This is a genomic window from Streptomyces sp. NPDC059718, from assembly GCF_042733315.1.
Lineage (GTDB): Bacteria > Actinomycetota > Actinomycetes > Streptomycetales > Streptomycetaceae > Actinacidiphila.
This window is the reverse complement of sequence record NZ_JBHWGA010000025.1, coordinates 61,046-73,487: the sequence shown is the minus strand read 5'-3', so window position 1 is coordinate 73,487 and position 12,442 is coordinate 61,046. Positions and strand designations below refer to the sequence as shown.

The 12,442-nt window shown below is 69.0% G+C and carries 10 protein-coding genes; 5 read left to right on the top strand and 5 right to left on the bottom strand.

The genetic code is table 11. From position 1 onward, the window contains the following. Positions 1 to 138 precede the first annotated feature (138 nt). The 4 genes from ACFV3E_RS26685 (at position 139) to ACFV3E_RS26670 (ending at position 5,424) form a co-directional block, all read left to right on the top strand. Positions 139 to 609: a hypothetical protein gene (locus ACFV3E_RS26685; protein WP_500536942.1), complete on the top strand. Its 471-nt coding sequence runs from the start codon at positions 139 to 141 to the stop codon at positions 607 to 609. A gap of 12 nt (positions 610 to 621) precedes the next feature. Further along, positions 622 to 1,080: a restriction endonuclease gene (locus ACFV3E_RS26680; protein WP_500536941.1), complete on the top strand. Its 459-nt coding sequence runs from the start codon at positions 622 to 624 to the stop codon at positions 1,078 to 1,080. Positions 1,081 to 1,336: 256 nt separating this feature from the next. Then, complete coding sequence (locus ACFV3E_RS26675; RefSeq protein WP_500536940.1) at positions 1,337 to 1,678, top strand: CU044_2847 family protein; 342 nt, start codon at positions 1,337 to 1,339, stop codon at positions 1,676 to 1,678. A 104-nt stretch (positions 1,679 to 1,782) separates the two neighbouring features. Further along, positions 1,783 to 5,424 carry a trypsin-like peptidase domain-containing protein gene (locus ACFV3E_RS26670; RefSeq protein ID WP_500536939.1) on the top strand — a complete coding sequence of 1,214 codons (3,642 nt, stop codon included), beginning with the start codon at positions 1,783 to 1,785 and terminating at the stop codon, positions 5,422 to 5,424. A 351-nt stretch (positions 5,425 to 5,775) separates the two neighbouring features. Here the strand turns inward: ACFV3E_RS26670 and ACFV3E_RS26665 are convergent, their stop codons facing one another. Next, complete coding sequence (locus ACFV3E_RS26665) at positions 5,776 to 6,516, bottom strand: alpha/beta hydrolase (protein WP_500536938.1); 741 nt, start codon at positions 6,514 to 6,516, stop codon at positions 5,776 to 5,778. 352 nt (positions 6,517 to 6,868) lie between these two features. Between ACFV3E_RS26665 and ACFV3E_RS26660 the strand changes: the two genes are divergently transcribed. After that, on the top strand, positions 6,869 to 7,378 hold the full coding sequence (locus ACFV3E_RS26660) for an NUDIX domain-containing protein (protein ID WP_500536985.1): 510 nt from the start codon (positions 6,869 to 6,871) through the stop codon (positions 7,376 to 7,378). Here the strand turns inward: ACFV3E_RS26660 and ACFV3E_RS26655 are convergent. From ACFV3E_RS26655 to ACFV3E_RS26640, 4 genes are all read right to left on the bottom strand, one after another. Beyond that, a complete protein-coding gene (locus tag ACFV3E_RS26655) occupies positions 7,296 to 7,556 on the bottom strand; it encodes a hypothetical protein (RefSeq protein WP_500536986.1) in 261 nt (86 codons plus the stop codon). The two genes, ACFV3E_RS26660 and ACFV3E_RS26655, sit on opposite strands and share 83 nt — an antisense overlap. A gap of 260 nt (positions 7,557 to 7,816) precedes the next feature. Beyond that, positions 7,817 to 8,890: an iron-siderophore ABC transporter substrate-binding protein gene (locus tag ACFV3E_RS26650; protein WP_500536937.1), complete on the bottom strand. Its 1,074-nt coding sequence runs from the start codon at positions 8,888 to 8,890 to the stop codon at positions 7,817 to 7,819. Between the two features lie 57 nt (positions 8,891 to 8,947). Further along, on the bottom strand, positions 8,948 to 10,726 hold the full coding sequence (locus ACFV3E_RS26645; protein WP_500536936.1) for an ABC transporter ATP-binding protein: 1,779 nt from the start codon (positions 10,724 to 10,726) through the stop codon (positions 8,948 to 8,950). Continuing rightward, positions 10,723 to 12,405 carry an ABC transporter ATP-binding protein gene (locus ACFV3E_RS26640; protein WP_500536935.1) on the bottom strand — a complete coding sequence of 561 codons (1,683 nt, stop codon included), beginning with the start codon at positions 12,403 to 12,405 and terminating at the stop codon, positions 10,723 to 10,725. The genes ACFV3E_RS26645 and ACFV3E_RS26640 overlap by 4 nt, the downstream gene beginning before the upstream one ends. Positions 12,406 to 12,442 lie beyond the last annotated feature (37 nt).

The window sequence follows — 12,442 nt, the reverse complement described above, 5'->3', positions numbered from 1 at the left end:
CCAGAGTTCGATGCAGCAGGTACTCATCGGGACTCCCTTGGATCAACCCATGTCATATGGGCTGATCAACGCCTCGTTGAGCGGTACCGTTATAGGTCGGTGACCATGAGTGCGTGGTGGCCCGCTGAAGGGGGACGGATGCAGGACAGCGCCCACAAGAAGACGATGAACCCGAGTGCCTACCTGGCGCTCGTCGAGGCCCTGACCGCGATCTTCTGGAACAAGAAGCCCTTTGAGCTGTACGTCCGAGGGATGCTCCAGGACCACAGCGAACTGCTGGCCCGCCTCGACTTCTCTGCCACCAAGCGCGAAGCGTCTGGCCAGCTGGTCAATCTGTTGCGAGCCAATGAAGCCCGGTACCTCGATGTGACCGTCGCACTCATGCTGGACATCGCCGCCATGGAGACGTTTCCGAACCTGACCACTCAGGTGGACGGTGACGACATGGTGGCCAAGGCCGTGGCTGCCGTGGCTGAGCTGCGGCGCTGGACGGCCAAGCAGCGGGAGGTCATTGCCGAGCATGAGGCTCAGGCAGCCACCATTGCCGAGAGCGCCAAGAATGCCCAGGACGGCAGGGCATTCGCCCAGGCCCATGAGGAGCTGAAGTAGCGGTTCCTGCTCATGCACTCAGCAGCCGACCCGCACAAGCGGGGAACCCGGTTTGAAGGCTTCATCAACGAGCTGTTCGGACTGTACGACCTGGAGCCGCGGGCGTCGTACATCCTGGAGCATGAGCAAATTGATGGTGCCTACTCCTTCGACACCGACCACTACGTGCTCGAAGCCAAGTGGTGGAAGGAGCCCATCGGGCGATCGCTGCTGGATGTCTTCAAGACCAACATCGAGCGCAAGGGCAAGAACACCCTCGGCCTATACATCAGCATGAGCAGCTTCACTGCTGATGCCCTGGCCGTATACAGCTACAGCACTCCATTCATCACGATGGACGGCCTAGACTTCATGGCCGTCCTCGACCAGCGCATCCGTCTGGATGACCTGATGCGCCACAAGAAGAGCCACGCCAGCCAGACTGGCCACTGTTATCTACCCGTCGCAGAGATCTTCTCCCGCTCGGAATGAGCGGGAGGCCGCGATGAAGGGCCTCGCCCAGAAGCTGGTTCAACTCGCTGACCAGCGGCGATCCACTACCTGATGCACCGAAAACCTTCTCAACTATGACATCTAGGGACAAGCGGAAAATTCTCAACGGCGAACTGTCGAGCACTCGCGCAAGATCGAGGCCAATTCCTAATGGGCCTCGTAAGTCCGCTCGACGGCCCCGGGCAACCGTGTTGTTTCCGCCACGCAGGGCAGCGTCGTGTGACAGGTTGTCGCCATGGCGAATCGGTTGCTTCCAGTGCGGGTGGGCAGTGTCGACGTGCTGGTCGAGGCGGTGGCAACGGCTGGGTCTGAGCCCACGTCGCGCTTGCAGGATGCGGGGCAGCATGTTGTTGATGCTTTCGACAGGGCGCGTGATGTAGTGGTGGAGATCGCTTCTTCGACCGCGGAGGCTGTCGAACGGTTGCAACATCGCGCTGTTCGGCCCGAACAGCTTGAGGTTGAGTTCGGGTTGAAGTTCTCAGCGCAGGGGAATGTCATCGTCGCTGGAGCCTCCGGAGAAGCCTCGTTGGTGGTCAAAGTGACCTACCAGGCTGGCTCGGGGGATTCGGAAGCGTAGGCGTCGAACGGAGCGCGTCTGCGGCGGGGGGTGCGGTGGTGGAGGGGTTGCTTCATCACTCTCGGGTGCCGGGGAGTCTCGGACGGGTTCTCGGCCCGGGGGGTATGTCCGTGGGCACGTGTTTCCAGGTCGCCCCGGGGATCGTCGTAACGGCCTGGCATGTGCTGGCGGATCTCGGGTGCGGGGGTACGGGTTCGCAGGTGCTCACGGACGCACTGAACGGTTCTGCGGCTGCTGCTTGCGCCGACGTGGTGATTGTCGACGCTGTGCGTGATCTTGCTGTGCTGCGGAGGACGGAGCCGCTGCCAGGGTCAGTCGCCGGGTGGGCGGCAACAGACAGCGTGGGGTTGCTGACCAAAGTGGTGGTCACTGGTGTTTCCACGGTGAACGATCCCGGTCACGACTACCGCTATCTGCAAGCCACCGGTACGTGGCAGGGCGGAACCGTACGGGACGGCAGCGTCCCCATCGGACGTCTGTCGTCGTCCTCCGTGGTCCCCGGCATGAGCGGCGCGCCAGTTCTACGTTTGAGCGACGGGATGGTCCTCGGGGTGGTGTCGGCACGATACAACAGCGCCGACGGCTGGCTGCGCGATTCCGTCTGGGTGGTCAGGACAGAGGACCTCACCCGCCTCCTGGACACACTGCCGGACATCGGCGTGCGCAGGCGGCTCGTGCTGGCCGACGAGGTGAGCACCGTGTTGTCAGCGTCGCCCGCCATCGCATTGCCCATGGATGACACAGCCGCCGAGAGGATAGGCGTCAAGCGGGTGGTTGCGGGCCCTGGCGAAGCGGCGCTGGAGGCGGCCAAGGTACTCACCGCATTGGACAGTGCATGCCGCGGCGGGGGCCAGCTCGAAGACATCGTGAACATGCTCGTATCCCGCGCCACCGCCGGCGCCCCTGACGAACGGGACGTGCTTGAGTTCCGTCGCAGACTCCAGGTGCGTGGCTTGGATCCACGGGTCCTGCTGCCACGCCTCACGGAGCACGAGGAGGCCGTGAGGCGCTGGATGGGACCGCTGCCGGGCGAGCCGACTGAGGCGCGGGTACCGGATCCTGCTGCGCGGTACTACCTGGTGTCCTTCATCCGTGCTTTCGTGGAAGAGTTGAGTGGAACACTCTTCTCAGAGCTGTCCGAAGCATGCCGCCGGTTTCTTATCGAGGCACTGGAAGACGGGGAGACGCTTCCGCTCTCCGGTTTCCTCCACGCGCTGGGGGGTTACCTTCCGCCTTTGCCCTCGACCTCGGTGGAGGCGGTGTTGGTCACCTCCTTCTCACTCGTGAGCGGCAGTTCGGGCAGCGACAGTAGTAGCCATGAAGACAGGGCCCCGGACAGCGCTCCCGCTCCAGGCCCCGCCCCCGGCCGGCCGGGTTTGGCTGCCGTCGCAGCTCAGCTCAGCCGCCTGCCCGAAGTGGACCCCTGCACTGCGGGCCGCACGGAACTGGTGGCCAGGATCGCCACTGCCATCGACCGGCGGATGACGCGGCACCAGTGCGCGACGGCTTTCCTGTCAGGTCAGCCAGGTGTGGGCACCTCAACGGTGGCCATTGAGGCCGCCCGCGCCCTGATCCCGGCTTTTGCCGGCGGGGTGTTCCACATAGACCTGCACGGACTCGTTCCCGGCGCCCGCAGGGACGCCCGCACAGTGGTGCGCATCGTGTCCGAAGCCTTGGGCCTTGCCCTGGGCACCGAAGCGATGGATGATGCGGCGCTGTTCGCGTCCTTCGCGACGCAACTGCGCGGCCGACAAGTCCTGCTGGTGCTGGACAACGCCCTGGACGCTGCCCACGTTAAGCCGCTGGTCAAGGCAGCCTCTGGCTGCGGGATCATCGTCACCTCGCGTGATCGCGCCCAAGGGTACGCCGATCCTGGGCTTGTCTTCGAAGTCAAGCCGCTGCAACGCGCCGCGTCGGTAGAGGTCCTCACCCGGTGTGGGGAGGGCCGGGACGACGATGCGTCGCTGCTACAACGGCTGGCGCATCTGTGCGGCGACGTGCCCTTGGCGCTGCGCATGATCGGGGCGCGGATGACGAACCGTCCCGACCTCGACATCGGCTACCTCGTCCAGATCCTGGAGGAGGAGGCCGCACGGCTGGACTACCTGGAAGACGGCGACCGGGCCGTCAGACTGGCGATGCAGCTCAGCTACAACACCTTGGACCCGAACGCCCGCCGGGTATTCCGGCTGATCACCGCGGCCCCCGGGTCAGCGGTCACCGGACCCGAACTCGGCCACTGCCTCGACGCACCCGCCGTGCGCCAAGAACTCCTGCTGAACCGACTGGTGGACCGCAGTCTTGCCCAGCAAGAGATCGTACGGCTGCACACTGGAAGTCTGCTGGCCACCTTCACCCTCTTCGACTTGGTCCGGCTGTTTGCAACGGAGAGACTGGCGGAGGAAGAACCACCTGACGTGGTACGGGACTTCCAGCGGAAGTCCGTGTCATATCTGAGCACGCGGCTTGCCGAGATCGCCGACGAGGCAGCCGGCGCCCAGATTTCAGGCGAGCTCGACCCCGCGCGATTTCACGCCGCGCAACAGCTGGCACAGGACAACGACTGGATGGATCTGGCAACGGATCTGGCCGTCGGCCTGCACGTCCTGTACACCGCTCGCCGTGAACTCGACAGCATCGTCAGCATCAATGACGTCCGCATCGCCCTTCACCTGCGGCAGGGCCATTCCGAGGAGGCCGTCAGAGCATGTCTGCTCAATGCCGACAACCTGCGCTCCGCTCAAGCCGGCGGACCGGCAGCTGACGCCGCACGTCAAGCCTCCCGCATCGCACGGGATTTTCAGCTGCCTGATCGTATAGCCGAGGCGGAATTCAAGCTCAGCCTGATCCTGTGGGATCAGGAGGATTGGTCGGCGGCCGTGGCCGCGGGCGAGCAGGCCGTCTCGACCCTCACCTCGATAGGCCGATCGGCCGCCGCAGTCCCCATTGCGATCAACAACTGCCGGATCGCCCGCCAAGCCGACGACCCGCAGTCCGCAGTGCACTGGGGGCGTACGGCGACAGAAATGGCGGACCGTTGGGGCAGCACCGAATACCGGGCGATGGCACGAAACGAGCGCGGGCTCGCCGAAAGTCGCGCCGGACATAAGCGTGAGGCCCTGCACTTCTACCGCAGCGCGGCAGTCCTCTGGGAAACGCTTGAGAACTGGTGGAACACGGGCCTCGACTACAACAACGCGGCTGACATGGCCGGGGAGCTCAACGACCCGGCTGCTGCCGCCGCTCTGCGTCAACTTGCCATCGACTTCTGGGAACGTGATGGATCCTTCCCCCGCGTCATGGAAGCCCTCATCGACCTCAGCGCGACTCACGCCGCCACCGGGTCGCTGCAACAAACCAGGACCGTCCTCAACCGTGCCGAACACCTTGTCCGCGGCCTGGGATCGGACGCTGCCTCTCTCCTCAAAACTGAGGTCCTGATTCGGCACGCGGCGGCCTGTCTTTTCGGCGACGGTAGCCCCTCCTCGTTCCTCTTCGGCGAGGTGGACAAGACCGTCGGAGCTGAAGGCGACGCAGACCAAGAGCTCGAAGGCGTCCGCGTGGTCCTACAGCGCCATCGTGCTGGCGAGCTAACCTCGGCTGAGGCTCGGAAACAGGTTCGAGCCATCCTCTGCTCGCCCACCCGGAACAGGACAGAGCCACGGACGTCATGGGTGTACGAAGAGATGGGCGTCGAGGTCGGCAATCGACCCCAGCTCGACTCTCGCCAGGAGCGCGCTGGCTGAATTTGGACTTTCGTCGGGTGCTCGCCCATGTGCGACGCCACCTTCGCCGGCAAGGGACCGTCATCACTGTTGTTCCGCGTCTGGCGCCACTGATCTGGCCGCGTGGCTCGCCCAGCGGCCCGGCGTCGAGGTCGTCTGCCGGGACCGCGCGCCGTTCTTCGCCGAGGGCGCCACCGCAGGAGCGCCGCAGGAGGCATCGAAGAGTTCATGACTTCAGACAGCGCGGGCCCCTGCCGCGAGTTCAGCAGGGACCCACGGTGTAGAGAGCTGCGGTGGGCCGGGATCTGTCCTCGACGAGCGGTATGCCGGCCGACTTCAGCTACCGTTCACTGCCGGTCCGGCGGCCCAGCCTCACTTGAGATGTCGGGTGAAGAACTGGGCCGCGGCGTCCCCCGCGAACTGCGGGACGCCGGTGTGCCCGCCCATGTTCGCGTGCAGGGACTTCTCCTTGGAGCTGAAGGCGTCGAACAGGTCCAGGGCCGCCTGCCGGTCGTTCCCTTCGTCGTCCCACTGCAGCAGGACGTGCAGTGGAATGGTGACCTGCCGGGCCTCCTCGAACATGGCGCGAGGCACGAAACTCCCGGCGAAGAGACCGGCGGCCACGATGCGTGGCTCGACCACCGCAAGCCGGATGCCGATGGAGATCACTCCCCCCGAGTACCCGACTGGGCCGCCGATCTCGGGCAGCGAAAGGAGGGCGTCCAGGGCGGCCTGCCATTCCGGGACCGCCTTGTCGACCAGCGGGAGGATGAGGGCGTCGACGATCTCGTCGCTGACCCGCTCGCCGGCCTCCATCGCCCGGCGCAGGTCGGCGCGGGCCTGCTCGGCGGCGGGCCAACGGGGCCGGTCGCCGCTTCCGGGGAGCTCGATGGTGGCCGTGGCGAAGCCCTCCGCCGCGGAGTGCCGGGCCCGGGCCACCAGTCGGGGGTACATCTTGCGCAGCCCGAGGGGAGGGTGGCCGAGCAGGATCAGTGGCGCCGGTGCGGATACGGATGCCGATGCGGGTGTCCACAAGATGCCGGGGATCTCACCGAGGGTGAATTCGCGTTCGAGGACGCCGTCGTCGAGGCGTTGCTCGGAAGTGAAATGCATGGTCGTGCCTTTCGGGAGTGCACTGGAACGGCGCCCCCGGACGACCTGTCTATCGCCCGACCGTGACCCCGGAGGGGAGCACCCATGTCGATACTGCGTCCACGGGTACCACCTCCTCGATCTGCTGCACGGCCTCCGGAAATTTAGCAGTGGTCGCCCTCGTCCGCCAACGGGTTTTTGTGACGTATCCGTGGCCGGATGCCATGGGCAAGTCATGGAGAATTGAGACAGGGACGTGATCCTTCGTTCGGCGGGGTGAGGCCGGTCTGAGGGGTGGCTGCCTGTGTGACGGTCCGGTCATTCCGGGCGGGTGTCAGTGGGTTCTGTGATCGTGTGCGTCGTGGATGAACTCGTGGAACGTGTTGACGCTCAGGACCGTGTGCTGGGGGTGGTCAGTCGGCGGGACGCCGTTCGGGAGGGCTGGCTGCACCGGGTTGGCGTGGTGGTGTGCCGCGATAGGCAGGGCCGTTTCCTCGTCCATCGGCGGGCCGAGCACCTGTTTCGTTTCCCAGGGCACTACGAACTCGGGGTCGGGGGTGCTGCGGGAGTCGGGGAGTCCTATGAGCAGGCGGCTGCCCGCGAGCTCAGCGAGGAGCTGGGGGTGCGGGCGACAGCGTGCCTTCGGTTCAAGTTCCTCAACCGGGGCGGGCTGAGCCCTCACTGGCTCGCGGTCTGCGACGCCGTGCTTCCGGAGATCGTCGCCCCTGATCCGGAAGAGGTGGCCTGGCACGGGTGGCTGACTGAGTCCGAGCTGCGGCGGGCTCTGCAGCAGTGGACCTTCACTCCTGATAGCCAGGCGGTTTTCGATCGATATCTCGCTTGTCGTGCTGCCCCGGCTTCTGAGCAGGAACGGTGCTCATGAGCCGGTTCAGTGGGACGAAGGCGCCGGTCGTTCCGAGGTCCGTGGGAGCGGGGCCGGCGGGGGTGGGGCCGGCGGGGGTGGGGGTGTCCGCGAGACGTTCGGCAAGGGCGGTGACAGCTTCGCGGTCTCCTTTGAGGGCCTGGCGCTCGTCATCTGTGAGGTCGAGTTGTTCGAGCATCTGGTCGATGCCGTCCCTGACGGCCAGTAACTGACCGCGGGCGGAGTCTTTGGGACGTAGAACGGGCAGCGTTGCACCGCCCTGCCGAGGAGGACCCGAACACCTGCGGACGCGTCTGCGAAGACACCCGCCCGAGCGTGCTCGGGAACTCGGGTTCCGGTGGCCGGACGCCCCCTGAGAGGCGCAAAGACCGCCGGGCGGTGCGTACCTGGGCACACACCGCCCGGCGGCGGTTCACGGAGAGCCTCGCTGGCGGGCCATCAGGACGCGGGCTGCTCCACCTTCGTGGCCGGGTCGCCGTCCACCGCGGCGGCGAGCTGCGGGACGAGGCGGTCGAGGACGTAGGGGATGCTCAGCACGGTCGACAGGGACACCGCGTTGCCGTAGTCGCCGGACTCCTTGACGAAGACCTCGCGGCCCTCCTTCACGACCTTCAGGTCGGCGTACAGCTTGTCCTTGTGCAGCTTCGCGACCGCCGTGGTGGCGTCGGGCACGATCCACACCGCGACGCTCTGGTCGAGCAGATCGGTGCGCTCCTTGCTGATGTTGGCGCCGAACTGGTCGCCGATCACCTTGTCCAGGTCGGCCGGGAGCTTCAGCCCGAGGTCGGACAGAAGCCGCGAGCGGGCGTCCTGGCTGCCGTAGACGAAGGTGCCCTCGTACGGGGTGGCCATCACCGTGGTGGCGCCGGCGAACTCGGGGTGCGCCTTCTTGGCCTCGGCGAACTTCGCCTCGACGCCCTCGACGAGCTTCGCGGCCTCCTCGGGCTTGCCGAGCGCCTCGCCGATGGTCTCGGTCTGCCGCTGCCACGGGATGCCGTAGTCGTTGAACTCCTTGGGCTGGGCCACGACCGGCGCGAACTTCGACAGCGTGTCGTACTGCGCCTTGGTCAGGCCCGAGTACAGGGCGAGGATCAGATCGGGCCTGAGGGCGGCGATCTTCTCGACCTGCGGCCCGGTGCCGGTGTCCTTCAGGACCGTGGGCGCTGCGGCGGAGCCCAGCTTGTCCTGCGCCCAGGGGCCGACGGCACCCTTGTAGCCGCCGATCCACTCGGTGGTGCCGACCGGGACGGTGCCGAGCGCGAGGACGGCGTCCTGGTCGGTGAGGCCCACGGTGACCACGCGCTTGGGCTCGGACTTGATCGTGGTGCTGCCGTACTTGTGGGCGATCGTGACGGGGAAGGCGTTGCCCGCCGACGCCTTGGTGGAGCCGGAGCCAGGCTTCGACGCGTCGGAGGGCGAGTCGGAGGAGCCGCAGGCGGCTGCCGCACCGACGAGCATCAGTACGGAGGCGAGCAGTCCGGCGAACCGGGTGGCTCTGTTGGCGCGGGGCATCGGGTGATCCTTCTGTTCGTTTCGGTTCTGGACGGGTTCGTTCAGGGGCGGCGGCCGCTACGGCCGGGGGGTGCTGCGGTGCTCCGCCCAGGCCTGCCACAGGGCGGCGTACGGCCCCCCGGCGGCGCGCAGTTCGTCATGGGTGCCGCTCTCGGCGATGCGGCCCTCCTCCATCACCACCACCCGGTCGGCGGCGGCGGCCTGGCTGAGCCGGTGCGCGACGACCAGGGCCGTACGGCCCTCCAGCGCGCGCTCGGCGGCCTCCTCCAGCCGCCCGGCGCCGGCGCTGCCGGCCTCCGCGGTGGCCTCGTCGAGCACGGCGACCGGCGGATCGGCCAGCACCAGCCGGGCGAGGGCGAGTTGCTGCGAGCGGTCGGCGGTCAGCCGGTGGCCGCCCTCGCCGACGACGGTGTCGAGGCCCTCGGGCAGCGCCTGCGCCCAGCCGAGCGCGCCCACCCGCTCCAGGGCCTCGCGCAGCTCCTCGTCGGTGGCGTCCGGGCGGGCCAGGCGCAGGTCGTCGGCGAGCGGGCCGGAGAAGACGTGCACCTCCTGCGTGACCAGCGCGACCGTGCGCCCGGTCTCCGCGGGTTCGCGGCCGCCGACGTCGACCCGGCCGGACGACGGCCGGTGGATGCCGACGACGATCTTGGCGAGCGTGGTCTTGCCGGCGCCGCTGGCACCGACGAGGGCGACCCTCTCCTTGGGCCGCAGCACCAGGTCCACGTCACTGAGCACCGGCCGTCCCGGTACGTAGGCGTGGCCGACGCCCTCCACGGTGACGGCGGAAACACCGGGGACGTTCTGCCGCTGGGCGTCATCCACGACGAGGGGCGCCGGCTCGTCGACGACGCCGACCAGCCGGGCCAGGGCGGCGGTCGCGGACTGGGCGTCGTCCAGCAGCACCAGCGCGGTGTTCACCGGGCCGAACAGGCTGTGGAAGTACAGGGCCGCCGCCGTCGCCGTGCCGATCGACGCGGAACCGCCGCGCACCAGCAGGAAACCGGTGACCAGCACGGCGGCCAGCCCGGTGTACTCGGCCACGTGCAGCCGGCTGTAGAAGCGCAGCACCAGCTGCACCCCGCGCAGCGTCAGGTCGACGGCCGCGCGGGAGCGTTCGGTGACCCGCTCGGTGTGCCCGGCCTCGGCCCGGTAGGCCCGTACGGTCGCCGCGCCGCCGATGGTGTCGAGCAACTGCTGCTGCTGGGCGCCGGTGGCGATGCGCTCCTTGGCGTACAGCGGGGTGGCGTTGCGGACGTACCAGCGCGCGGTGTGCGCCTGCACGGGCACCGCGAGCAGCGCCGCCGGCAGGAACCGCCAGTCCAGGACCGCGAGGGCGGCCAGCGTCAGCACGATCGACAGCCCCGAGCGCACGAGTTCCGGCAGCGCGGTGCGCACCGCGTCCGCCACGCGTGACACGTCCCGCGTCACCCGGGAGTTGAGGTCGCCGGAACCGGCCCGCTCCAGGCGCTCCAGCGGCAGCGACAGCGCCCGTTCGACGAAGCGCTCGCGCAGCTCGGCCAGTACGGTCTCGCCGAGCCGTGACACCAGCGACATGCCGAAGGCGGTGGCCACGCCCTGCGCCACGGCGACCAGCACCAGCAGCACCACGGGCAGTGTCAGCGCCCCCGCCGGGCGCCGCTCGGTCACCAGGTCGACGATGTGCCCCAGCAGCGGCTGCGTCAGCAGCCCCACCGTCGTGGCCACCACCATCACCACGGCTCCGCCCACCGCCAGCGCCCGGTGCGGACGCAGCAGTTCCCGTACCGCGGCACGCGTCCGCGCGGGCGTCGCCGTGGGCAGCAGCTCCCGCGCCGCGGATCCCGATGCCGTCGTCATGCCAGTACCGCCGTCCGGTAGGTCGGGTCGCCGTGCACGAGGTCGCCGTGCTCGCCGTCGGCCGCCACCCGGCCGCCGTCGAGGAGGACGACGCGGTCGGCGACGGACAGCAGGGCCGGGCTGTTGGTGACCAGCAGCGTGGTGCGGCCGCGGCGGTGCTCGCGCAGGCCGCCGGCGATGCGGGCCTCGGTGACCGCGTCGACCGCCGTGGTGGGGTCGTGCACGACGAGCACCGGGCGGTCGGCGACGAGGGCGCGGGCGAGCGCGACGCGCTGGCGCTGGCCGCCGGAGAGTGAGCGGCCGCCCTCGGTGACCTCGGTGGCGGTGCCCTGCGGCAGGGCCCGGGCCACCTCGTCCGCGCAGGCGGCGGCCAGCGCGGGGTCGTCGTCCCCGGTGCCGCCCAGGTTGTCGGCGAGGGTGCCCTCGAACAGGTCCGCGTCGTGCGCGGCGACGAGGACCACGGTGCGCAGTCGCGCGGGGTCGAGCTCCGGCAGGGGTACGCCGTCCAGTTCGGCGACGCCGGCCTCCGGGTCCGCGGTGCGGCCGAGGCAGGCGAGCAGTGCCTGTGCGGCGGCCGGGTCGGTGCTGGCGACGCCGAGCAGTTCTCCGGGCCGCACGTCGAGGTCGGCCCCGCGCAGGGCGCCGAGGGTGACGCCGCGCAGCCGCAGCCCCCCGCGTACCGGTGCCGGCAGGGCGCGTTCGCCGGGCTGCACGTCGGGCTCCGCGGCGAGCACGGCCGCGATGCGTCCTGCGGAGGCCCGCCCCTGGGCGAACTCGGTGTTGACCCAGGCGAACACCTCCAGCGGTCCCAGGAGGAACAGCGCCAGGCCGACCGCCGAGACGAGCTGACCCAGCGTGATGTCGCCCGCCGTCGCGAGCCGTCCGCCGATCAGTGCGACCACCGCGATGAAGACCCCGGTCAGGGTGAGCACCACCCCGCTCTGCCAGGCCTCCGCGCGCGCCGCCCGCACCGTGGCGCCGAGCGAGGCACGGCTGGTGCGCCGGTACCGTTCGACGGCGGCGCTCTGCGCCCCGATTCCCTTGAGCACCCGCAGTCCCGCCACCAGGTCGGCGGCGATCCCGGAGGCGTACGCGGCGCGTTCCTGCTCGGCCTCGCTGCGCCGCTCCAGGGGCTTGCTGAGCAGGTGCCCGAGCCAGAGCAGCACCGGTATGCCGAGGAGGACGACCAGGCCCAGCAGGACGGAGATGCGCAGCAGCGCCACGGCGCTGACCAGGAGTCCGGTGAGGGCCGAGATCCCGGTCATCACGGCCATGTTGACGGCCCCGACCCGCTTGGCGTCCTCGGTGGCGATGTTCGCCAGCTCACCGGGCAGGTGGCCGCGCTCGGCGCCGCCGCGGGGGTCGAGGACCCGGCGTACGAGAGTGATCCGCAGTTCGTGCGCGGCCTGTTCGGCGGCGCGTTCGCCGGCGCGGGCGCCGAAGCGGAAGCTGAAGGAGAGTCCGACGTACACGACGGCCAGCACCGCGAGCCAGCCGAAGAGGGCGCGTCCGTCACGGTCGGACACGGCCTGGTCGATGACGATGCCGATGAGGACGGGGACGAGCGCCTCCCCGAACTGATGGCCGGCGCCGAGCACGGCACCCACGGCGACGTCCTTCCGCCGGCCCTTGACCGTCCGCAGCAGGACATCCCGCCCCGACGGCACCTTCGTTCCCACCCCGCGACCCCTCCGGTACCCAGCCGACGGCGACCAG

Bases quoted from the DNA above. Each gene is read 5' to 3' on its own strand.
- ACFV3E_RS26685 (WP_500536942.1), top strand. From the start codon at position 139: ATGCAGGACAGCGCCCACAAGAAGACGATGAACCCGAGTGCCTACCTG.
- ACFV3E_RS26680 (WP_500536941.1), top strand. From the start codon at position 622: ATGCACTCAGCAGCCGACCCGCACAAGCGGGGAACCCGGTTTGAAGGC.
- ACFV3E_RS26675 (WP_500536940.1), top strand. From the start codon at position 1,337: ATGGCGAATCGGTTGCTTCCAGTGCGGGTGGGCAGTGTCGACGTGCTG.
- ACFV3E_RS26670 (WP_500536939.1), top strand. From the start codon at position 1,783: ATGTCCGTGGGCACGTGTTTCCAGGTCGCCCCGGGGATCGTCGTAACG.
- ACFV3E_RS26665 (WP_500536938.1), bottom strand. From the start codon at position 6,516: ATGCATTTCACTTCCGAGCAACGCCTCGACGACGGCGTCCTCGAACGC.
- ACFV3E_RS26655 (WP_500536986.1), bottom strand. From the start codon at position 7,556: ATGCTCGAACAACTCGACCTCACAGATGACGAGCGCCAGGCCCTCAAA.
- ACFV3E_RS26650 (WP_500536937.1), bottom strand. From the start codon at position 8,890: ATGCCCCGCGCCAACAGAGCCACCCGGTTCGCCGGACTGCTCGCCTCC.
- ACFV3E_RS26645 (WP_500536936.1), bottom strand. From the start codon at position 10,726: ATGACGACGGCATCGGGATCCGCGGCGCGGGAGCTGCTGCCCACGGCG.